The organism is Stenotrophomonas aracearum, assembly GCF_031834615.1.
In the GTDB taxonomy this organism is placed as follows: Bacteria; Pseudomonadota; Gammaproteobacteria; order Xanthomonadales; family Xanthomonadaceae; genus Stenotrophomonas; species Stenotrophomonas aracearum.
Map to the genome: position 1 here is coordinate 3,063,657 of NZ_CP115543.1, position 22,092 is coordinate 3,085,748.

Sequence of the window (22,092 nt, forward strand, 5' to 3'; positions counted from 1 at the left end):
GCTGACGACGATGGCGCCGGTTTCCCCGCCGGCCTTGCCTTGATGCTTCCTGTTCCCGCTTCGTCCGTTTCCTTCGCGTCGAGCACGCCCGCGTCGACGTCCGTGTTCCTGCGTCGCCACCTCGCGTGGCCGCTGCTGGCCGTACTGGCCGCCAGCGGCCTGCTGATGGGCGCCGGTGGCGACCAGTGGCTGGCCGACCAGGTGTATCGCCTCGAAGGCCACCATTGGCTGCTGCAGAACGCCTGGCTCACCAGCCAGCTGATCCACAAGGGTGGCAAGTGGCTCAGCGCTACCGCCACGCTGGTCGCGATCCTGCTGTGCTTCCATGCCTGGCGCAGCGAACGGGCGGCGGCGTGGCGCTGGCCGCTGCTGTACCTGGTGCTGGCGGTGGCGCTGGGCACCGGCGCGGTGTCCCTGCTGAAGTCGGTCACGCACATGGACTGTCCATGGGATCTGTCGCGGTACGGCGGCCTGCGCGAATTCGTGGGCCTGTTCGAAACGCGGCCACAGGGCATGCCACGCGGTGCATGTTTCCCGGGCGGCCATTCCAGTGCCGGCTATGCGTGGGTCAGCCTGTACTTCCTGGCCTTGCTGGTGCACCCGTCCTGGCGCTGGCAGGGACTGGCGGTGGGCCTGGTGGCCGGCGGCATCTTCGGGGTGTCCCAGCAACTGCGCGGCGCCCATTTCCTCTCGCATGACCTGTGGACGCTGGCGACCTGCTGGACGGTGTCGCTGTTGCTGTACCTGCTGGTCCGCCGGCGCTGCCAGCCACGGTAGGGCCCGGTACCTGTGGCCCTTGCGGTGCGGCGACGGCCCCACTAGCCTTCGCCGGTCTGTCACCACCCAAGGATGTCCCCGTGAACCACCGCCCGCTCCTGCTGGCCCTGGCTGTCGGTGCTGCCGCACTGACCCTGGCGGCCTGTCAGAAGGAACCGTCCCCGGCCGATGCGCCGGCCGCCGGCACCGCCGCGCCGACCGAAACCGCAGATCAGTTCATTGCCCGCGTCAACGCCGAGTACAAGGCCCTGTACCCGGAAATGACCTCGGCCCAGTGGCTGTCCTCGACCTATATCAATGACGATTCCGAGCGCGTGGCGGCCAAGGCCAACGAGCGCTGGCTGACCATCCTCAATGGCTGGATCGCCCAGGCCGGCACGTACGACGGCAAGCCGATGAGCGAGGACACCAAGCGGCAGATCCACCTGCTCAAGCTGATGACCGCCATGCCGGCCCCGCGCGACCCGGCCAAGCTGGGCGAGCTCACCCGCATCGCCAGCCGCATGGAAGGCGCCTACGGCTCGGGCAAGTACTGCACCGACGAAGCCAACCCGGCCACCTGCCGCCAGCTCGGCGACCTGGAGCAGGTGCTGGCCAGCAGCCGCGACTACGACAAGCAGCTCGACGCCTGGCAGGGCTGGCACGCCACCACCAAGCCGATGCGCGCCGACTACCAGCGCTTCGTCGGCCTGGTGAATGAAGGCGCCAAGGAAATGGGCTTCGCCGATGCCGGCCAGATGTGGCGCAGCGGCTATGACATGCCGGCCGAGCAGATCGGCCCGGAAACCGACCGCCTGTGGGAACAGGTCAAGCCGATGTACGAGCAGCTGCACTGCTATGCGCGTACCAAGCTGGACGGCACCTATGGCAAGGACAAGGCCGAGACCGAAGGCGGCCTGATCGCCGCGCACCTGCTCGGCAACATGTGGCAGCAGGACTGGTCCAACCTGTGGGACCAGCTGGAGCCGTACCCGGGTGCGGGCAGCCTGGATATCACTGCAGCCCTGGAAAAGCAGTACCAGACCAACCTGAGCGGCGCGCTGGCCAAGGCCGGCAGCAGCAATGGCAACGTCGAAGCGCTGTTCAAGGCGCAACGTGACGCCGAACTGCGCACCGCCAAGCAGATGACTGAACGCGCGCAGGACTTCTACGTGTCGCTGGGCATGCCGGCGCTGCCGAAGTCGTACTGGGACAAGACCCAGTTCATCAAGCCGCTGGACCGCGACGTGGTCTGCCATGCCAGCGCGTGGGACATGAACATGGACGGCGACGTGCGCACCAAGATGTGCATCAAGCCCAACGAAGAAAACTTCACCACGATCTACCACGAGCTGGGCCACATCTATTACGACCTGGCCTACAACCCGCTGCCGCCGTTGTTCCAGGGCGGTGCCAACGATGGCTTCCATGAAGCCATCGGCGACACCATCGTGCTGGCGATGACCCCGCAGTACCTGAACTCGATCGGCCTGGTCGACAAGCCGCAGGAAAGCCGCGAAGCCACCATCAATGCGCAGATGCGCATGGCGCTGAGCGGCGTGTCGTTCCTGCCGTTCGGCCTGATGATCGACCGCTGGCGTTGGGGCGTGTTCGACGGTTCGATCACCCCGGACAACTACAACAAGGCGTGGTGGGACCTGAAGGCCAAGTACCAGGGCGTGGCCCCGGCCAGCGCGCGTGGCGAGGAGTTCTTCGACCCGGGCGCGAAGTACCACGTGCCGGGCAACACCCCGTACACACGCTACTTCCTGGCGCGCATCCTGCAGTTCCAGTTCTACAAGGGCCTGTGCGATGCGGCTGGTTACAAGGGGCCGCTGCACCAGTGCAGCTTCTACGGCAACAAGGAAGCCGGGCAGAAGTTCTGGGCGATGCTGAGCAAGGGTGCCAGCCAGCCGTGGCAGGCGACGTTGAAGGAGATCACCGGCGGCGACAAGCTCGATGCCGGCCCGATGATTGAATACTTCACGCCGGTCAATGAATGGCTGAAGCAGCAGAACCAAGGGCAGATGTGCGGGTGGCAGCCGCCGGGTGCCGCGGCCGCTGCGCCGAAGGCGCCGTAAGATGGAAAAAGCCGGCTGAAAGGCCGGCTTTTTCTTTTGGGGTTACGCAGCCACGCAGGGCGTGGCTCTACCCCAATACGACGGTAGAGCCACGCCCTGCGTGGCTGAGCCACCGGTACGCGTGTGTCAGGACTTCGGCTTCAGGGAGGCCGCGAGTTCGGTCTTGAACTGGTCGAAATCCTTGCCTTCGGCCTTGGCTTCGGCGTGTGCGGCGTCCTTCAATGCATCCGAATACACCAGGCGCACGGGCGTGCCCTGGCGTTCGTGCAGTTCGGCCGCCTGCATGATCAGCGCCAGCACGCGGGCCGCGCTGGGGGTCTGGCCGGCGATGCGGCCGTCCATGCCCAGCACCCACTCACCGTCGCGGCGGACCACGCCGGCCAGCAGCGTGCGCTGCTGGTCGCGCAGTTCGGCATGCGGTTCCACCGGCGAGGCATGCGCCTTTTCACGGTTGGCTTCTTCGATTTCGCGGCGCCGGCGCAGGTCACGGCGCAGTTTGGAGGTGGTCGACATCAGGGGACTTCCGGACTGCATCAATGGGGACAGAATAGCGCACGGGGGCTCAGCCCAGGCTTGCCGCCGCCTCGCGTCGGCGTTCACAGCGGCGCTCCCAGAACCAGAAGCTGGCGCCGATGGCGAAGAACCCGGCGTAGCCCAGCGCCAGGTGCAGCGGCGTGCCGCTGAGCAGCGGCGAGACCGCGCCGGCCACCACGGTGTTGATCATCAGCTGGATGAACATCTGCATGGACGAGGCCAGACCGCGCTGGTGCGGGTACATGTCCAGCACCGCCAGCGCCAGGATCGGGAAGATCAGCGCCATGCCCACGCCACCGATGAAGATCGGCAGCACCGCCCACGGCAGCGCGATCTGCCCCACGGCCAGAACATAGGCCAGGTTCACCAGCGCCGACACCGCACACAGGCTGAAGCCGATGGCCACCTGGCGCTGCGCGGTGATCCGTCCGGCCATGCGCCCGGACAGGAACGAGCCCATGGTCATGCCACCGATGGTGGGAATGAACAACCAGGCAAACCCACCCTGCCCCAGCTGCAGGTGCTGCATCACGAACACCGGTGCCGATGCGATGTACAGGAAGATGCCGGAGAAGTTGAAGGCACCGGCCGCCGCCAGCCGCAGCAGGCGCGGGTTGGTACCCATCTGCACATAGCTGCGCAGCAGCGCGCCGGTGGACAACGGCGTGCGCGCTTCCACCGGGTGGGTTTCCGGCAGCCACTTGCCAGTGGCCACCAGCAGCACCAGCGCAAACGCCACCAGGAACCAGAAGATCAGCGGCCAATCGCCGCCGCCGAGCAGGATCCAGCCGCCGATGATCGGCGCGATCGCCGGGGCGATGCCGAAGATCATCGAGACCTGGCTCATCAGCCGCTGCGCGTCGGCACCGTGGTACAGGTCGCGGATCACCGCACGGCCGACGATCACGCCGACGCCGGCGGTCACGCCCTGCAGCGCGCGGAACACCAGCAGGGTGGTCAGGTCGCGCGACAGCGCGCAGCCGATGGACGCCGCAATGAACAGCACCAGCCCGCCCAGGATCACCCGGCGACGGCCGAACGCGTCAGAGAGCGGACCATGCGCCAGGCTCATCAGGCCGTAGAACAGCAGGTACACGCTCACGGTCTGCTGCACCGCCACCTGGTCGACCTGCATGCGCTCGCCGAGCAGCAGGAACGCCGGGAAGATGGTGTCGATCGAGAACGGACCGAACATAGCCAGGCCGGCAAGCAGCAGGGCCAAACGGCGGGTGGAGGGCGAGGGGCGGTCATCGGGGCTTCCGTCAGCGGCGTGCGCGAACGCACGCGGGGCGCCCGGCCGCAACGCGGTGGCGCCTGATGAATACGAGGATCCGGCCATGATAGGCCGTCCGCCTGCCTGGCACCATGCCCGGGCGCCGGTTACGGCCCTGTCCGCGCCCCCTGTTCAGGTGCTGGACGGCCGCTGCGGGCCGGGTCGCTGGGCTATAATCGCCGGGCTACATGGTGGGAGAAGCGGCGCGTTGTCCAGCGCCCGCTGCCGAAGGCGCAACGCCCGTAATCGCTCAGGCCCGATACCACCCGCACCAAAACTCTGGAGAGACCGGCCAGTGCCGGCGCCGAAGGGGCACGAAGCGCGCAGATGCGTACTTCCAAACTCTCAGGCAAAAGGACAGAGGGGCACCCAGGAAGACCGCGAGGTCCGGTGGTTCGTTGTCGTTTTCGACACGCCCGGCCCCAGGGCTTCCGAACGTGCGTGCCCACTCTTTTGGATGCCAGCCATGTCCCAGAACACCCCCTCCCTGCGCGAGCTTGAACACCACAACGCGTTCGTCGAACGCCACATCGGCCCGAACGACGCCGAAATCGCGCAGATGCTCGACGTGGTCGGCCACGCCTCGCTGGACGCCCTGACCGACGCCATCGTGCCGGCCGGGATCAAGTCGCCGGCCCCGCTGGCGCTGCCCGACTCGCTGACCGAAGTGGAAGCATTGGCCAAGATCCGCGCCATTGCCGACAAGAACCAGGTGTTCCGCACCTTCATCGGCCAGGGCTACTACGGCACCCATACCCCGAACGTGATCCTGCGCAACGTGCTGGAAAACCCGGCGTGGTACACCGCGTACACCCCGTACCAGGCCGAGATTTCGCAGGGCCGCATGGAAGCGCTGATCAACTTCCAGACCCTGTGCGCCGACCTGACCGGCATGGAGATCGCCAACGCATCGCTGCTGGACGAAGCCACCGCCGCCGCCGAAGCGATGACCCTGGCCAAGCGTTCGGCCAAGAGCAAGTCCGACACCTTCTTCGTGCATGACGCCGTGCACCCGCAGACCCTGGAACTGCTGCGCACCCGCGCCGAGCCGCTGGGCATCGTGCTGCGCGTGGGCACCCCGGCCGAAGCTCTGGAAGCCGACTCCTATGGCGTGCTGCTGCAGTACCCGGACACCTTCGGCCACGTCGGCGACTACAAGGCCCTGGCCGACGCCGTGCACGCGCGCGGCGGCCTGGTCGCCGTGGCCACCGACCTGCTGGCCCTGACCCTGATCGCCGCCCCCGGCGAATGGGGCGCGGACATCGTGGTCGGCAACAGCCAGCGCTTCGGCGTGCCGTTCGGCTTCGGTGGCCCGCATGCGGCCTTCATGGCCTGCCGCGACGCCTACAAGCGCTCGATGCCGGGCCGCCTGATCGGCGTCTCCATCGACGCCCAGGGCAATGCGGCGTACCGCCTCACCCTGCAGACCCGCGAGCAGCACATCCGCCGCGAGAAGGCCACCTCCAACATCTGCACCGCACAGGTGCTGCTGGCGGTGATGGCCTCGATGTACGCCGTGTACCACGGCCCGGACGGCCTGACCCGCATCGCCCGCCGCACCCACCGCCTGGCCGCGATCCTGGCCGCCGCGCTGCGCGCTGCCGGCGTCAACGTGGGCGAACACTTCTTCGACACCCTGCACGTCAAGGACATCGACGCCAAGGCGATCCACGCCAAGGCCGCCGCCGCCCGCATCAACCTGCGCGCGATCGACAGCGAAGCGGTCGGCATCAGCCTGGACGAAACCACCACCCGCGCCGACATCGTCGCGCTGGGCCAGCTGTTCGGCGCCACCGTGGACGTGGACGCGCTCGACGCCGCCACCGCCGACGCGCTGCCGCCGGGCCTGGTGCGCACCAGCGCGTTCCTGACCCACCCGGTGTTCAACACCCACCACAGCGAACACGAGCTGCTGCGTTACCTGCGCTCGCTGGCCGACAAGGACCTGGCGATGGATCGCACCATGATCCCGCTGGGCAGCTGCACCATGAAGCTCAACGCCACCGCCGAAATGATCCCGGTGACCTGGCCGGAGTTCGCCAACATCCACCCGCTGGCCCCGGCCGACCAGGCCACCGGCTACACCCAGCTGATCGACGGGCTGGAGGCGATGCTGGTGGAATGCACCGGCTACGACGCGGTGAGCCTGCAGCCGAATTCCGGCGCGCAGGGCGAGTATGCCGGCCTGCTGGCGATCCGCGCCTACCACCGCTCGCGCGGTGAAGCGCACCGCGACATCTGCCTGATCCCGGACTCGGCGCACGGCACCAACCCGGCCTCCGCACAGATGTGCGGCATGAAGGTGGTGGTGACCAAGACCGACGCCAACGGCAACGTCGACGTGGAAGACATCCGCGTCAACGCGGAAAAGTACAGCGACCGCCTCGCCGCGCTGATGGTCACCTACCCGTCCACGCATGGCGTGTTCGAGGAAGAGATCATCGAAATCTGCGAGATCGTGCACAAGCACGGTGGCCAGGTGTACACCGACGGCGCCAACATGAACGCCCTGGTCGGCGTGGCCAAGCCCGGCAAGTGGGGCTCGGACGTGTCGCACCTGAACCTGCACAAGACCTTCTGCATTCCGCACGGCGGTGGCGGCCCGGGCGTCGGCCCGTGTGCGGTGAAGTCGCACCTCGCGCCGTTCCTGCCGAAGGTGCTGGGTGGCGAAGGCGACGTCGGCATGGTCAGCGCGGCCAGCTTCGGCAGCGCCTCGATCCTGCCGATCAGCTGGATGTACATCACCCTGATGGGCAGCGCCGGCCTGCGCAAGGCGACCCAGGTCGCCCTGCTCAATGCCAACTACATCGCAAAGCGCCTGGCCCCGTACTACAAGACCCTGTACACCGGTCGCAACGGGCTGGTGGCGCATGAGTGCATCCTCGACGTACGTCCGCTGGAGAAGACCTCCGGCGTGGTCGCCGAAGACGTCGCCAAGCGCCTGATCGACTTCGGCTTCCACGCCCCGACCCTGAGCTTCCCGGTCGCCGGCACGCTGATGGTGGAACCGACCGAAAGCGAATCGCTGCACGAGCTGGATCGCTTCATCAACGCGATGATCCAGATCCGCGAAGAAATTGCCGCGATCGAAGACGGCCGCCTGGACCGCGAAGACAACCCGCTCAAGCACGCCCCGCACACCGCCACGGCGGTGTCCGGCAGCGAGTGGGGCCACGCCTACCCGCGCGAACTGGCCGCCTTCCCGCTGGCCAGCCTGCGCCAGCAGAAGTACTGGCCGCCGGTGGCGCGCGTGGACAACGTGTACGGCGACAAGAACGTGATGTGCGCGTGCATCCCGATCGACGCGTACAAGGAAGATGAGGGCGTGGAGGTCTAAGACCTCAACGCTGGAAACGACAACGGCCCGCGCAAGCGGGCCGTTTGTTTTGGGGCAACCGATCGCGCATCGGCAAACGGACACGGGCGGTAGGGTCGCATCCCAATCGACCGCCGATATCCCTGCAACACCCGGTAAGGCATGGACCCTCATCGAAGGCGCCCAACCGAAGCACGTCGCACCAGCACGATCAAAAGCTTGAAGCCTCACACGCCAACGACAATCACACTGAATGCTCCAACCGCATCGAGCTGACTACCATGGTGAATACAACCTCCTCTTCCTGGGCTGCATCCGTGCCCTCGACCAGGACGCCCGAAGCTACCCGCGTATCCGCCGAGCGCGCACGCGTAGTTGCCGGTTCCGTCACCCCGGGCAGCATCCGCAACGAGGACGTTCCGGCGCTCACAAAACAACTCGACGAAGCGCTGGCACCGCATCGCGAGGCGGCCTTGTTCCGTTCACTCTCCGACCCCAAGCCGCAGGAACGCGCAGCGGCGAGCGAGCGCAGTGCCTTGACTGCCAGCATCCTTCGCGAGTCCCGCATGGCCAATGGCGGAGCATCCAACTTCTGAGTTCCACATTGACGGCGACCTGGCCCACCGGTGGACCAGGTCACTTGCGATGGAAAGCTGAAGGCGTCGGGCGGCCCGTGACGCCACGCTTTGCGGTCCCCGTCGCACCGAGCAGATGTTCATGGTCAATACCCTACCCGCCCCACCCGTATCCGGATCTTCCGCCGCCATTCGTGCGCTCGAAACACACGCCGCACGTCCTGCCTCCACCGCTGCCCCCAGCAGCGTCGCCAACGAGCACGTTCCCGAACTCTTCGGACGCCGTGGACTGGTGCGCCTCGCCTACCCGGCGCCCGAGCCGACCGAAAACGCGGCATATGGTCTGCCGCGCGGCCGCAGCTATTTCATCGATGACACCAGCATGAAGATCCCACGCGCAGCGCCAATCAAGCCGACGCGGATCGGTTCGGGCGGGCCGCACGCCATGCCGTTGGCGGCGGAGGGTGCGCGATCAGCGTCGCAGCCCGTCGCCCGCAGCGGCCCGGAAGGCCGGTAACGTTGCAGACATCCCGCCAAATGCCTACGGCCCGCTTTCGCGGGCCGTATCGTTTCAGCGTTTCGTCTCACAGACCCGCATCAGCAATCCCCGCGGCTCCGCCTCACCCGCCTTGCAATCTCGCTGCTCGCGGCAATCACCGCCGTCAGCGTCGCCATCGACAGGAACTGCAGGCGGGTGTGTTCTTCAGAGAGCAGCAGGCCGAAGATCAGCGCCAGGATGCACAGCGCGGCCACGGTCAGGTACGGGTAGCCGGCCATGCGGAACGGCAACCGGGTCCCGTCGCGGTTGGCGCGGTGGCGCAGGATCAGCTGCGACAGCAGCGCCATGGTCCACACCAGCAGGCAGGTGGAGCCGACGATGTTCAGCAGCACCGGCAGCACCTGGTCGGGGAACAGCAGCTCCATGATGGTGGCGGCGAAGCCGAACAGCACGCTGGCCAGCACCGCCACGATCGGCACCTGGCGCGGGTCGGTCCAGCCCAGCACCGCCGGCGCTTCGCGGCGCCGGGCCAGCGAGTACATCATGCGCGAGGCGCCATACAGGTTCGCATTCAATGCCGACAGCAGCGCGATCACCGCGATCAGGGTGATCGCCGCCGCCGCGCCCGGAATGTTGGCTACTTCCAGCACCGCCGCGAACGGCGACTTCAGCGACTCGCTGTTCCACGGCACCACCGCGATGATCACGGTCAGCGAACCGATGTAGAACACCAGGATGCGCCAGGCCACGGTGCGGATGGCGCGCGCGATGCTGCGCTCCGGGTCCTGGGTTTCCGCCGCGGCCACCGCCACGATCTCGGTGCCGCCGAAGGCGAACACCACCACCAGCAGCGCCGCGCCGATCCCGGCCAGGCCGTTGGGGGCGAAACCGCCATGCGCAGTGAAGTTGCTCAGGCCCGGCGAGGTCACGTTCGGCAGCCAGCCCATCAGCAACGCGACGCCGATCAGGATGAAGCCGATGATCGCCACCACCTTCAGGATGGCGAACCAGAATTCGAACTCACCAAAGTTCTTCACTCCGAGCAGGTTGATCGCAGTGAACACCAGCATGAACGCCAGCGCCGCCATCGGCACCGGTATCACCGGCCATACCGTGGCCAACAGGCCCGCCGCACCCACCGCTTCGGCGGCAATCACGATCACCAGCTGCACCCACCACAGCCACCCCACGGTGGCGCCGGCGGTGGCGCCCATGGCGTCGGCGGCATTGACCGAGAACGCACCGCTGGTCGGCTTGGCCGCGGCCATTTCGCCCAGCGCATTCATCACGATGATCACCAGCGCGCCGGCGACCAGGTAGGACAGCAGCACTGCCGGTCCGGCGGCCTGTACGCCCACCCCGGAGCCCAGGAACAGGCCGGCGCCAATGGCGCTGCCGAGCCCCATCATGATCAGCTGGCGGGGCTTGAGCGCGTGCTCGAGGCGGGTGTTGGGGGGCGAAACGGGCGTGGCCGAGGTCTGGGGTGCGGGCATCGGTGTCGAAGGCGGGCAACAGGTGCGACACGATACCCTTTCCGGGCTGTCGCAGGCATCCTGCTGTGCGTCATGGATGTGGCCGGGTTGGTCGGGGACACGCGTGGCGTGTCGCTACGCGGGAACCGGCGCCCCTTCAGGCCTCGGCGCGGCCGGTGACCTGGGCGCGGTAGGCGCGGGGCGAGACGCCCACCTCGGCCTTGAACTTGCGGGTGAACGCGCTCTGGTCGGTGAAGCCGCAGGCCTGGCCGATGCTGGCGATGGTGTCGCTGCCGTGCAGCAGATGCACGGCCATCTGGATCCGCAGGCGGGTCAGCACCTGCTGCGGGGTCATCTGGAACACCTTGCGGAAGGTGCGCTCGAGCTTGGACAGCGAGAACCCGGTGATGTCCAGCAGGGTCTGCATGCGCACGTTCTCGGCGTAATGCGCGTTCAGGTGCGCCAGCGCCAACCGCAACTGTTCGTACTGGGTGCCCAGGCTGTCCTTCTGGCCGAGGTCGCGGGAAATGCCGATCAGCCCACGGATCTCGCCTTCCACCAGCAGCGGTCGCTTGCAGGTCAGGCACCAGCCCGGCTCGCGGTTGGCGAACAGGTGCAGCTCCATCAGGTTCTCGATGACCTTTCCGGCCAGCACCTGCGCGTCCTGGGTGGCGTAATCGGCGCCCAGCCCGGTTGGGTAGATTTCCGCCGCCGTGCGCCCGATCACCTCCTTGCGCGACTTCAGGCCCAGCCGCCGCAGCATGGTCTGATTGATGTGCGTATAGCGCCCCTCGCGGTCCTTCATGAAGAACAGCACGTCGGGAATGGCATCGAACAGGGCTTCGATGTCGGCAGGTTCAACACGCATGCGGGGCGGAATGAGGTGGGGTTCCCCGTAAGGATACCCCGCCCGACCGACCCGGCGAACGCGTGCGCCGGTGTGAAGCACAGGTGCAGGCAGCGCCCGGTTCGGCGACTGGCGATTAACGCGCGCATCGCCAGTGTTGGGCATTGACCCCCGCCAGCCCGGAGCGCCAGATGGCCACCAGCAAGCCCCGCAGCAAATCCGCCCCGCCCGCCGACCTCCGTGGAGAGGGCGACGAACTGCACCAGCGCGCCGGTGGCACGCACCCGGCGCTGACCACCAACCAGGGCATTCCGGTTGCCGACAACCAGAACTCGCTGCGCGACACCCCGCGCGGGCCGACCCTGCTGGAAGACTTCATCCTGCGCGAGAAGATCACCCACTTCGACCACGAGCGCATTCCCGAGCGCATCGTGCACGCGCGTGGCAGCGCGGCCCACGGCTACTTCGAACTGACCCGCTCGCTGCAGGACTACACCCGCGCCCGCGTGCTGACCGAAGTGGGCGTGCGCACCCCGGTGTTCACCCGCTTCTCCACCGTTGCCGGCGGCGCCGGCTCGGTGGACACCCCGCGCGACGTGCGCGGCTTCGCGGTGAAGTTCTATACCCGCGAGGGCAACTGGGACCTGGTAGGCAACAACATCCCGGTGTTCTTCATCCAGGACGCGATCAAGTTCCCCGACCTGATCCATGCGGTGAAGATGGAGCCGGACCGCGCCTTCCCCCAGGCCGCGAGCGCGCACGACACCTTCTGGGACTTCATCTCGCTGATGCCCGAGTCCATGCACATGGTGATGTGGGCGATGAGCGACCGCGCCATTCCCCGCTCGCTGCGCATGATCGAAGGCTTCGGCATCCACAGCTTCCGCCTGCTCAATGACGAGGGTGAGTCGACGTTCGTCAAGTTCCACTGGCGCCCGAAGCTGGGCATCCAGTCCACGGTGTGGGACGAAGCGGTGAAGCTGCAGGGCGCCGACAACGACTTCCACCGCCGCGACCTGTTCGAGGCGATCACTGCTGGCGACTTCCCCGAGTGGGAACTGGCGGTGCAGCTGTTCACCGAGGAAGAGGCGGAAGGCTTCCCGTTCGACCATCTGGACCCAACCAAGATCATCCCCGAATCGCTGGTGCCGCTGACCGTGATCGGCCGCATGGTGCTGGATCGCTGGCCGGACAACTTCTTCGCCGAAACCGAGCAGGTTGCCTACTGCCCGGCGAACGTCCCGCCGGGCATCGACTTCAGCAACGACCCGCTGCTGCAGGGCCGCCTGTTCTCCTACCTGGACACCCAGCTCAGCCGCCTGGGCGGGCCCAACTTCCACCAGATTCCGGTCAACGCCCCGAAGTGCCCGTTCGCCAACCACCAGCGCGACGGCCACATGCAGATGAACATTCCCAAAGGTCGGGTCGCCTACGACCCCAGCTCGCTGCAGGGCGACAGCCCGCGCGAAACCGCAGATGGGTTCCCCAGCCACGCCACCCCGGCCGACGACGGCCGCAAGGGTCGCGTGCGTGCGGCCAGCTTCACCGACCATTACAGCCAGGCGCGCATGTTCTTCCGCAGCCTGGAAGCGCCAGAGCAGGCGCATCTTGCCTCGGCGTTGGTGTTCGAGTTGTCCAAGGTGGAAACCGCCGCCGTGCGCGAGCGCACCGTGAGCCACCTGCGCAACATCGACGAGTCGCTGGCCAAGCGCGTGGCGGATGGCCTGGCCCTGCCCGCCCTGCCCGACCCTGCTCCCACCGCCACGCCGGCCAAGGACATGCCCAAGGCGCCGGAAGTGCGGATCATCGGCCGCACCAAGGACCTGTTGAAGGGGCGTTGCGTAGGCATCCTGTTCGACGAAGGTTCGGACGCGGGGTTGATCGCCAACCTGCGCAAAGCCGCCGAAAAGGCAGGGGCCACCGTCAAGCTCGTAGCGCCCAAGGTGGGCGGCGGCAAGCTCAGCGACGGCAAGCTGCAACCGGCGGACGGCCAGCTCGCTGGCACGCCGTCGGTGGTGTTCGATGCCGTGGCGATCGTGCTCAGCGCAGACGCCGCCAAGCGGCTGTCCAAGGAATCGGCCGCCATCGACTTCGCCGCAGATGCCTGGGCGCACCTGAAGGCGATTGCCGCCGACGAAGGCGCCCAGCTGCTGCTCAAGACCGCCCGCGTGGGCAAGGACAACGGCGTAGTGGAAGCCGAAGACGCCAAGGCCTTCCTCGCCGCCGCCGCCACCCGCCAATGGGCCCGCGAACCCAAAGTCCGCACCCTTGCCTGAGGAGACACCCGCATGCCCCGCGGAGACAAATCCAGCTACACCGACAAGCAGAAGCGCCAGGCCGCCCATATCGAGAAAAGCGAGAAGGCGGAAGGTCGCAGTGAAGAGGCCGCAGAGCGCATCGCCTGGGCCACCGTGAACAAGCAGGACGGTGGCGGGAAGAAGGCACCTGCGAAGAAAGCGGCCACCAAAAAGGCGGCGAAGAAGTCCACTGCAAAGAAAACTGCGAAGAAGGCGACCAAGAAGGCCGCGAAGAAGACGACAAAGAAAGCGGCCACAAAAAAGGTCGCAAAGAAGGCCACAAAGAAGGCGGCAAAGAAGACGACAAAGAAGGCCGCTACGAAGAAGGCTGCCACGAAAAAAACTGCCACGAAGAAGGCAGCAAAGAAGACCGCCAGGAAGGCCACGAAGAAGGCCGCTGCCCGGTAGGGTTGGTTCCCAAACAACCGCCGATACGCCGTCCACGCTCTTTAACGCATGGACCCGAATCGAACCAGGCTTTCGCAAGCCCCCAAACACGGGGTGTCGGCAAATCCGGCACCCCGTCGTCGTTTCCCTACGCCGCCATTCCCAGCACCGCATTCGACTTCCGCCGCATCGCCAACGCATGCAGCACCGTCCGCCGCGACGCAAACCGCGACGCCGCGCCCACAGGCGGGTGCGCCAACGTCAACAACACCCGACCCGGCGCAATCGACACCACAACCCGGCTGCCGACCTCCAACCCCGCCATGCTCATCCACATGCCGCGCAGGAACAGCGAGGGGACACACAGCTCCTCCCCCTTCGCGCCCGAGCGCCAGTCATATAGCGCGCGGATCTTCAGACTCTCAGGTCTGAACCAATACAACCCGTGCACACCGGTCGCACCGTCAGGCGCAACAACCTTGGAAACATGCATATGCCACCTCCAACGGAAGATGTCCCTCGCCGGGATGGCGAGGGAGTCGGGAGGCTGAAATCCGTGCAAACGATACGGAGCGGCGTTTTCCCCGGGGGTGTTTTATGGCGCCACCCTCCCGACGCAGAAAGTTCCTACTTCAACTCGTTCGCGGAGATTTCAGTCTCCAGGGCACAGCGTGGTCGATGCGATCAGCGATGACCAATCGAATGTTCCGAATGATATTTGACTTTCAGTAGGCAGCATCTTTGGTGCGACGCAATCAGCATCGCCAAGTCGCTCCGCACCGCCTGACTTGACGCCATGTGCGCGAAATCGGCGATACTCGAACATCACCGCAGGACGCGGCTACCGGGGGAAAACGTCTTATGAAGCTCGCACGTACGCTCGCTTTCGCAGCCCTGCTCTCGCCGCTGTCGGTACTGGCCCAATCGGCGCCGGGGAATGCACCGGGCACTGCCCTGCCAGGGGCTTCTGCCTCCCAAACAAGCGACGGCTTCTCCGCCTCGCTGGTGATCACCGCCGATCCGGACTGGCAGCAGAAGTGGGAGAGCCCGCCCGAGGTGGCGCCGCGCTTCGACCTGGCCACCGAGGTCAAGGAAGGCGGTTCGCTCTACATCCTCTCGTTCCTGTCCAATCCGAAGCTGGACGCGCAGGGCATGACCCAGGTGCGCTGCGACCTGCGCATCAGCAAGCCCGACGGGAGCCTGAGCGGCGACGAGCGTGACCTGCCCTGCTTCGTCACCCCGCTGGAGACCGATCCCAAGCTGGTCTACCTGTCCACGGTGGGCGTGAAGTTCACGGCCGAAGCCGGCGACCCGAAAGGCACCTGGACGGTGACGATCAACGTGCGCGACACGCTGCGCAACGTGACTATTCCGCTGCAGTCTTCGTTCGAGATGCGCTGACCAGGGGCACGGCAACCGCCTTCGGTGGCAGTACTACCGACTGCAGGCGTTTGATCGCCGAGATCGGCAGCGCTTCGGCGCGCCTCTGCTCCGGCCACCACAGAAACACGAAGGCGCTGCTGCTGCCCAGCAGGCGCGCCTGCTCCTTGAGGGGTGCTGCATCACCGTTGAGGTGTACGGTTACCGAGGCACCCGCGCCGTTGTCGCGGATGTCTTCGGCCTTCTTCATCGAATACTGGGCCGCGCCGATGGCCATGAAGAACACCACGGCGATGGTCAGGCCGGTCAACGGCCGCATGCCCGAGGTGTCCCAACTGGTCAGCGGCGACTTTGAGAACAGTATCCGCCACCCCCAGTGCCGCGCGCGCAGCGCTTCCACCCTGGCCGGATTGCGTCGCCGCAGTGTATCCGGCCAGCCCAGTACCACCGCCAGGAAGATGCCGCCCGCCAGGATCCCCGCATACATGGGGTCGCGCAGGCCGGCGACCAGGAAGTCGCTGATCTGCAGGTAGTCCAGGATCGACAGATTGAAGCGCAGGTAGAAGAAGTAACTCGACCACAGGCCGAGCAGCGACAGCAGCACGTACCCCGCGCTGACGATCAGTGCCGGCTCCTGCTTCAGCAACCGCCACAACTCCATCACCACCGAATCTTCGCTGCCCTTGACCACCGGCATGACCGACCAGTCGGTAGGCGTGACCTCGCCGGCGACGGCAACCGTGCCGTCCAGCTGCCCGGTCGCGGGTACGTCACCGATGATGCTGTCCCTGTCCTTGTTGTCCATGTCGCCCCCTGTGATGGGACGAGCATCGCCGAAATCCGGCCGGGTGGATAGTCAGGGCGGTCGGTCAGGGGTTTGAACGCATTCCGGTAATGGCCTTGGCGATGCGGCCGATCACATAGACCACCACGCCACCGGGAATCAGCACCATGGCGATGTTGGCCAGCCAGGGAAACTGGCCCATGCGCGGGCCCAGCAGCAGCCCCAGCGCGAAGATCAGCGCCCCCAACAGCATCATGCCCAGCCCCAACTTCAGATAGATGTTGGTGAGCCCGAAATTCCTGCCAGCCATATGGCCTCCTTGCCTGTGTTGTTCTGCCGCGATTTTGCGGCGCGTATGGATGGAACCATGATGGGCGATTGAGCTCAACCCTGCAGATACTACTGCAGCTGCGCGAGCATCTCTTTTATCGGGCCATAGATGATCCCCCGGAGCAACCGAGCTTCCCCGGGATCAACACCGTGAGCGGCGCCGGCTTCATACTCATCGTAGAGTCTGCCGACATGCGCTTGAACGCGTTCGAGAAGGAAATCCAGTTCACGTTCGGCTGCGCGGGCGTTGATTCCGATGGTGGAACCAAACGCGATGACACTGGCTCGGGTCTGCCTGTTGTAAGGCAGGCCTCCCGGCGGGGTAACCGGCACATCAGCGCCCCACGCATTGCGCGCCGCGTAGATGCTGGTACAGATCAAGTCGTAGTGCGGCGCCAGTACCCAGCCGTCTGAAGTGGCGAAGAAGCTGAGGTTCTTCAGGTGGGCATCGGAATTGCCGGTGATCAGGTTGAACAGCCACCAGCGGTACAGTTTGGCTCGCGTATCGGCCCGTGATACACACAAATCGATCAGGGCATTGAATGCTTCCGAGGTCGCTTCACTGTATTTGTAGAGCGCGTCCAACGATAGCATCTGGCACCCATCGAGCACCTGCAACCTGCCTGGTGGCGTCCGGAAAGTACGGTCAAAGCGACGTACGAGGTACACCGGCTCTGGAACTCGCTTGATTGATGCTTCCGCAGTATCCATTCCCACGGCCGACGCCAATCGCATCACGAACCACTCGTTGATGGTGGTCTGCCAGTAGTGCTCGAGTTGCGGATGGTCGGGCTTCAGGATGTGGGTGGAAGGTTCGGATCCCACAGGCTCATACAGCCCGTCCTCAAGGAGGGTCACGGCGAGCTTGTGCTGCGCGCCAGCCAAGGACATCCGTTTGGGCGCATCGTGGCTCAGCGGTACTTGGGGAAGGCGGCGAATGCGCAGCGACAGCGTCTCATCTGACAAGGGCTCAAGCCCGGCCGGTGCGATGCCTTCGCCGTCTGGCAGCAGCGTGAGCGCACCTGCCGATTCACGGCCGTAGTATTGGAGCAGACCGAAATTATCGGCGGCATCTACGCGCGCGTCGCGAGCCAGCAGGACCTTTGCGCCCTCCTCCGGCAAGAGGTTGCTGAAGAACCACTGGATGGGGCGCAGCGAAGCGCCGTCGATGATCGATCCTTGTGCTCGCGGGATTGAAGGCGATAAATCGCCCCCCTGCCAAGCGGGGTCGTAGTCGAATCGCCACAGGTTTCCCTGTTCGGAAAGTCGACCAACAAGCTCGGTGTCCAGCCAGACACACAACAGGCGTGGGCCGGGAATGTTCATTTGTCCGATCGCCTGGATTTGGGCTCCATGAACGCGTCGGGCACCTGCAGAGTCATTTTGATGCCCAGTTCGTCCAGCGCACGCAGGACTCTTCCCAGCTGCACCGAAGGCTTTCCACGTTCGGCATCGCGCATGAAGACGTGGCTGGAGTCGATATAGGCAGCCAGGTCGTCCTGACGGATGCCTTGGTTGCGGCGGACGCGGCGAATGATCTCGCCAATGTCCTCGGGGGTCTTCACGTTGATGTCGATCACGGCCGTCGCCACCGAATCTAAGCAGTTGTTTCTATCATGCAGTGCAAAGAGGGCGTCTGCAACCATTTCTAAACAACAGCTTCGAATTGCTATCCGGCCGGGGGCGAAACACTTAAAACTAAACAACAGCTTCGAAATGGTGCGGGATGCCCATATTGGGTAGGTCTCTACCCAAACTGGGCATCTTCACCTTCAGCGCTTCGAAAAAGCAGAAGCCCCGCTTTCGCGGGGCTTCCTTGCCGGGCAGAGCCCGGCACTACCAGCCAGGCAGGGCCTGGCTCTACCTCATATCAGGCGAACGGGTCCTGCAGGACCATGGTGTGGTCGCGGTCCGGGCCGGTGGAGACGATGCTGATCGGGCAGCCGGCCAGCTCTTCCAGGGCACGCAGGTAGGCGCGGGCGGCAGCCGGCAGCTTTTCCCAGTCGGTGATGCCGTGGGTGTTCTCGCTCCAGCCCGGGAACTCCAGGTACACCGGGGTGCAGTCTTCCCAGCCCTGCGCGTCCAGCGGGGCGTATTCGGTACGCTTGCCGTTGTATTCGTAGGCAATGCAGACCTTCAGCTTTTCCATGCCGTCGAGCACGTCCAGCTTGGTGATGCACAGGCCGCTGATGCCGTTGATGGCCACCGCCCGCTTCAGCGCGACGATGTCCATCCAGCCGCAGCGACGCGGGCGGCCGGTGGAGGCGCCGTACTCGGCACCGCGGTCGCGGATGCCCTGGCCGACTTCGTCGTCCAGCTCGGTCGGGAACGGACCGCCGCCGACGCGGGTGGCGTAGGCCTTGGCGATACCCAGCACGTAGTCGATGGAATCCGCGCCGACGCCGGTGCCGGCCAGTGCGCCGCCCACGGTGGTGTTGGAGCTGGTGACGTACGGGTAGGTGCCGTGGTCGATGTCCAGCAGCGCGCCCTGCGCGCCTTCGAACAGCACGCGCTTACCCTGCTTGCGCAGGTCGTGCAGGATGCCGGCCACGTCGGACTTCATCGGCTGCACGTATTCGCCGAACGCCAGCGCTTCGTCGAAGGTCTTCTGGAAGTCGACCGCGTCGGTGTTGAGGTATTTGGTCAGCACGAAGTTGTGGTAATCCAGCGCGGTGCGCAGGAGCTCTTCGAGCTGGGCCGGGTAATGCAGGTCGGCGATGCGGATGCCGCGGCGCGCCACCTTGTCTTCGTAGGCCGGGCCGATGCCACGGCCGGTGGTGCCGATCGCCTTGCCGCCGGCAGCGCGTTCGCGCGCCTGGTCCAGGGCGATGTGGTACGGCATGATCAGCGGCGCAGCCGGGGAGATCTTCAGGCGCGAACGCACTTCCACGCCGGAGGTTTCCAGCTCGGCGATTTCCTTCTGCAGCGCGGCCGGCGAGATCACCACGCCGTTGCCGATCAGACACAGCGCATCGTCACGCAGGATGCCCGACGGGATCAGGTGCAGGACGGTCTTCTTGCCATTGATGACCAAGGTGTGGCCGGCATTGTGGCCGCCCTGGAAACGCACTACGGCACCGATTTCCTCGGTAAGCAGATCGACGATCTTGCCCTTGCCTTCATCGCCCCACTGGGCACCAAGCACTACGACAGACTGACCCATGACGGGCTCCTCGAATTGTTGCGGCCATCGGGGCCGCGGACGGGTAAACCGTAGCAGGGTCGGCCGGCGCGGAAGTGACGGCTCCAATCGGGGAGCAGTCGGCGGGGGCAGGCCCAGACACGGAAAAAGCCGAACGGGGAGGCCCGTCCGGCTTTTGTGCATTATCCGGGTTTCCGGGGTCGGCCGCCACCCCGTGGGGTGGCGGGTTCAACCGGCGGTCAGCGGTCGTTCTTCATGTACTGCAGGAACGGGTCGTTCTTGTCCAGCACGATCACCCCGTTGCCGTCGGTCATGGAGTTCCGGTAGGCCTCCAGACTGCGGTAGAACGAGAAGAACGCCGGGTCGGCCGAGCCGGCCTTGCCGTAGATGCGGGCCGCCTCGGCGTCGCCGGCACCGCGCAGGCGCTGGGCGTCGCGTTCGGCTTCGGCCACGATCACCGTGCTTTCGCGGTCGGCCTGGGCGCGGATGGTGAGCGACTGCTCTTCACCCTCTGCCCGCAGCTTGGCCGCTTCCTGCTTGCGCTGGGCGCGCATGCGCTCGTACACGTCGCTGATCACCTGGCTGTCGGTCGGCAGGTCGATCTGCTTGATGCGCAGGTCGATGATCTGCATGCCCAGGCCCTTCACCGCCTCGTTGATGCCGGTCAGCTGGCCGGCGATCAGTTCGCTGCGGTCGCCGGACACCAGCTGCTGCAACGAGCGCGAGTTGATCTGGTTGCGCAGCGAGTCGGTGATGATGGGCGCCAGGCGCGCGTCGGCCACGCTGGCGTCGCCGCCGGTGGCGCGGTAGTAGGCGCGCACGTCGGAGATGTAGCCAATGGCGAAGAAGTCGACGCTGACGTCCTTCTGCTCGGCGGTGAAGTAACGCGCCGGCGCGGTGGCCAGCACCTTCAGGCGACGGTCGAAGACGCGCACCGATTCCACCACGGGCACCTTGAAGTGCAGGCCCGGCTTGATGTCCGAACGGACCACCTTGCCCAGGTTCAGCACCATCGCGGTCTGGTCCTCACGGACCACGTACACCGAGCCCAGCAGGCCCAGCACGACGGCTACGGCCAAGCCGATCCACAGGGAACTCTTCATCGGATGGCTCCTTCACGACCGGTCGGTCGCGTGGTCGGGCGCTCGGTGTTGCGCACGCCGTCCACCGGCGTACTGGCCGGCAGCGACGGCATCATTACTTCCGGAGTCACCAGCGGGGTGCTGCTGCCGGTGGCAGCAGCGCCTGCGCGGTTGTCGGGCATGGGCACGTAGATCAGCTGGCGGCCATCGCCGCCGATCACCTTGCGGTTCTCCTTGAGCACGCTTTCCACGGTTTCCAGCCACAGGCGCTTGCGGGTCACTTCCGGCGCGCCCTGGTACTGCTCCTGGAGGAGGCTGAAGCGTTCGGCGTCACCTTCGGCGCGGGCCACGGCGGCCTGCTTGTAACCTTCGGCGGTGGTACGTGCGCGCGAGGCCTGGCCACGCGCTTCCGGCACGACCTTGGCGGCATAGGCCTGGGCTTCGTTGATCAGGCGTTCCTTGACCTGCTGGGCACCGTTGACCTCGTCGAAGGCCGGCTTGACCTCCTCCGGCGGGCGGGCGTCGGGCAGGGTCAGGCCGGTCACGACCAGGCCGGTGCGGTAGGCCTTGAGTGCGGCCTGCAGGCGTTCCTGCGCGACCACCGCGAGCGGGCCGCGGTTGTTGAGCACGGCGTTGAGATCGGCACGGCCGACCTGCTCACGCACGGCGCTCTGCGCGGACTGCTCCAGCACCTGGTTGGCGTCGACCGAACCGAACAGGTACAGGCGCGGGTCGTCGATGCGGTACTGCACGTTGAGCGACACGCGCACGATGTTCTCGTCGCGGGTCAGCACCGGCACGTCGCTGCTGAAGGTCTTGATCTGGGTCGCGTTGACCTTGGTCACCGACTCGATCGGCCACGGCAGCTTGAAGTTCGGGCCCGGCTGCAGGATGCGCGAGAACTGGCCGAAGCGCAGCACCACGCCGCGTTGCTGTTCGCCGATCAGCTGGAAGCTGGAGAACAGCAGCAGCAGGACCACTGCCACCACCACCCAGCGCAGGATGCCGCCATCGAACAGGTCCTTGAGCGGCCCGGGGAAACCGCCCCAGCCACTTCCACCGCCGCTGCCACCGCGGGGACCGAACGGTCCTCGTCGATTCTCGTCGGGGCCTTGTCCGCCCTTGTTGCCGCCGGGTGTATTCCAGGCCATGCACGCTCCATCAGTAATAAGGTTGCCTGCGGGCCAGTCCCGCACCGTCAACCGTGAATCCCGCTCGATTCTACTAGATGGGGCTGGCCGACAGGATTGGAAGGGCGAATGCGTCGCAGGCCGCGATTCATCACCCCGCCCGCCCCTGCCGGGTAAGGTGGAGCCCCCCACTTCCCGAGGCCCAAC

Annotated in this window: 20 protein-coding genes and 1 riboswitch; of the genes, 8 read left to right on the forward strand and 12 right to left on the reverse strand. The window is 66.0% G+C overall.

Annotated features, from left to right (window positions below):
• Positions 1-42: 42 nt before the first annotated feature.
• Positions 43-777, forward strand: coding sequence for a phosphatase PAP2 family protein (locus PDM28_RS14015; RefSeq protein ID WP_425507604.1), 735 nt, complete (start codon positions 43-45; stop codon positions 775-777).
• Positions 778-857: 80 nt separating this feature from the next.
• The gene (locus PDM28_RS14020; RefSeq protein WP_311182498.1) at positions 858-2,837 is read left to right on the forward strand and encodes a M2 family metallopeptidase; all 1,980 of its coding nucleotides are present in this window, start codon (positions 858-860) and stop codon (positions 2,835-2,837) included.
• Between the two features lie 126 nt (positions 2,838-2,963).
• Here the strand turns inward: PDM28_RS14020 and PDM28_RS14025 are convergent, their stop codons facing one another.
• On the reverse strand, positions 2,964-3,350 hold the full coding sequence (locus PDM28_RS14025; protein ID WP_102945417.1) for a hypothetical protein: 387 nt from the start codon (positions 3,348-3,350) through the stop codon (positions 2,964-2,966).
• A gap of 49 nt (positions 3,351-3,399) precedes the next feature.
• Positions 3,400-4,566: a multidrug effflux MFS transporter gene (locus PDM28_RS14030; RefSeq protein WP_311184698.1), complete on the reverse strand. Its 1,167-nt coding sequence runs from the start codon at positions 4,564-4,566 to the stop codon at positions 3,400-3,402.
• A gap of 347 nt (positions 4,567-4,913) precedes the next feature.
• Positions 4,914-5,015, forward strand: a riboswitch (glycine riboswitch).
• A gap of 86 nt (positions 5,016-5,101) precedes the next feature.
• On the opposite strand from PDM28_RS14030, the gene gcvP reads away from it, so the two are divergent.
• The 3 genes from gcvP to PDM28_RS14045 all read left to right on the forward strand — a co-directional run bounded on the left by gcvP (position 5,102) and on the right by PDM28_RS14045 (position 9,052).
• Complete coding sequence (gene gcvP / locus PDM28_RS14035; protein WP_311182499.1) at positions 5,102-7,981, forward strand: aminomethyl-transferring glycine dehydrogenase; 2,880 nt, start codon at positions 5,102-5,104, stop codon at positions 7,979-7,981.
• Positions 7,982-8,241: 260 nt separating this feature from the next.
• The gene (locus PDM28_RS14040; protein WP_311182500.1) at positions 8,242-8,556 is read left to right on the forward strand and encodes a hypothetical protein; all 315 of its coding nucleotides are present in this window, start codon (positions 8,242-8,244) and stop codon (positions 8,554-8,556) included.
• A gap of 115 nt (positions 8,557-8,671) precedes the next feature.
• The gene (locus tag PDM28_RS14045) at positions 8,672-9,052 is read left to right on the forward strand and encodes a hypothetical protein (RefSeq protein WP_311182501.1); all 381 of its coding nucleotides are present in this window, start codon (positions 8,672-8,674) and stop codon (positions 9,050-9,052) included.
• An 80-nt stretch (positions 9,053-9,132) separates the two neighbouring features.
• Here PDM28_RS14045 and PDM28_RS14050 read toward each other — a convergent pair whose 3' ends face one another.
• Entirely contained in the window at positions 9,133-10,527 is a 1,395-nt protein-coding gene (locus tag PDM28_RS14050) for an amino acid permease (protein WP_102945413.1), read from the reverse strand.
• A 136-nt stretch (positions 10,528-10,663) separates the two neighbouring features.
• Positions 10,664-11,374 carry an AraC family transcriptional regulator gene (locus PDM28_RS14055; RefSeq protein ID WP_102945412.1) on the reverse strand — a complete coding sequence of 237 codons (711 nt, stop codon included), beginning with the start codon at positions 11,372-11,374 and terminating at the stop codon, positions 10,664-10,666.
• A 170-nt stretch (positions 11,375-11,544) separates the two neighbouring features.
• Here PDM28_RS14055 and PDM28_RS14060 point away from each other — a divergent pair, with 170 nt between their 5' ends.
• Positions 11,545-13,629 (forward strand): catalase, encoded by a 2,085-nt coding sequence (locus PDM28_RS14060; RefSeq protein WP_311182502.1) that lies wholly within the window; start codon positions 11,545-11,547, stop codon positions 13,627-13,629.
• 12 nt (positions 13,630-13,641) lie between these two features.
• The gene (locus tag PDM28_RS14065) at positions 13,642-14,058 is read left to right on the forward strand and encodes a hypothetical protein (RefSeq protein ID WP_311182503.1); all 417 of its coding nucleotides are present in this window, start codon (positions 13,642-13,644) and stop codon (positions 14,056-14,058) included.
• Between the two features lie 127 nt (positions 14,059-14,185).
• Here the strand turns inward: PDM28_RS14065 and PDM28_RS14070 are convergent, their stop codons facing one another.
• Positions 14,186-14,530 carry a SymE family type I addiction module toxin gene (locus PDM28_RS14070; RefSeq protein WP_311182505.1) on the reverse strand — a complete coding sequence of 115 codons (345 nt, stop codon included), beginning with the start codon at positions 14,528-14,530 and terminating at the stop codon, positions 14,186-14,188.
• A 368-nt stretch (positions 14,531-14,898) separates the two neighbouring features.
• Between PDM28_RS14070 and PDM28_RS14075 the strand changes: the two genes are divergently transcribed.
• A complete protein-coding gene (locus PDM28_RS14075; RefSeq protein WP_311182506.1) occupies positions 14,899-15,438 on the forward strand; it encodes a hypothetical protein in 540 nt (179 codons plus the stop codon).
• Here PDM28_RS14075 and PDM28_RS14080 read toward each other — a convergent pair.
• The 7 genes from PDM28_RS14080 to hflK form a co-directional block, all read right to left on the reverse strand.
• A complete protein-coding gene (locus PDM28_RS14080) occupies positions 15,404-16,222 on the reverse strand; it encodes a hypothetical protein (protein ID WP_311182507.1) in 819 nt (272 codons plus the stop codon). The genes PDM28_RS14075 and PDM28_RS14080 overlap by 35 nt on opposite strands.
• 64 nt (positions 16,223-16,286) lie before the next feature.
• Positions 16,287-16,511 carry a hypothetical protein gene (locus tag PDM28_RS14085; protein ID WP_102945405.1) on the reverse strand — a complete coding sequence of 75 codons (225 nt, stop codon included), beginning with the start codon at positions 16,509-16,511 and terminating at the stop codon, positions 16,287-16,289.
• Between the two features lie 89 nt (positions 16,512-16,600).
• A complete protein-coding gene (locus PDM28_RS14090) occupies positions 16,601-17,857 on the reverse strand; it encodes a HipA domain-containing protein (protein ID WP_311182508.1) in 1,257 nt (418 codons plus the stop codon).
• Positions 17,854-18,111, reverse strand: coding sequence for a helix-turn-helix domain-containing protein (locus PDM28_RS14095; protein WP_311182509.1), 258 nt, complete (start codon positions 18,109-18,111; stop codon positions 17,854-17,856). The genes PDM28_RS14090 and PDM28_RS14095 overlap by 4 nt, the downstream gene beginning before the upstream one ends.
• A 290-nt stretch (positions 18,112-18,401) precedes the next feature.
• Positions 18,402-19,694, reverse strand: coding sequence for an adenylosuccinate synthase (locus PDM28_RS14100; protein ID WP_070207108.1), 1,293 nt, complete (start codon positions 19,692-19,694; stop codon positions 18,402-18,404).
• A 218-nt stretch (positions 19,695-19,912) separates the two neighbouring features.
• Complete coding sequence (gene hflC / locus PDM28_RS14105) at positions 19,913-20,776, reverse strand: protease modulator HflC (RefSeq protein WP_102945402.1); 864 nt, start codon at positions 20,774-20,776, stop codon at positions 19,913-19,915.
• The gene (hflK, locus tag PDM28_RS14110) at positions 20,773-21,906 is read right to left on the reverse strand and encodes an FtsH protease activity modulator HflK (protein ID WP_311182510.1); all 1,134 of its coding nucleotides are present in this window, start codon (positions 21,904-21,906) and stop codon (positions 20,773-20,775) included. The genes hflC and hflK overlap by 4 nt, the downstream gene beginning before the upstream one ends.
• Positions 21,907-22,092 lie beyond the last annotated feature (186 nt).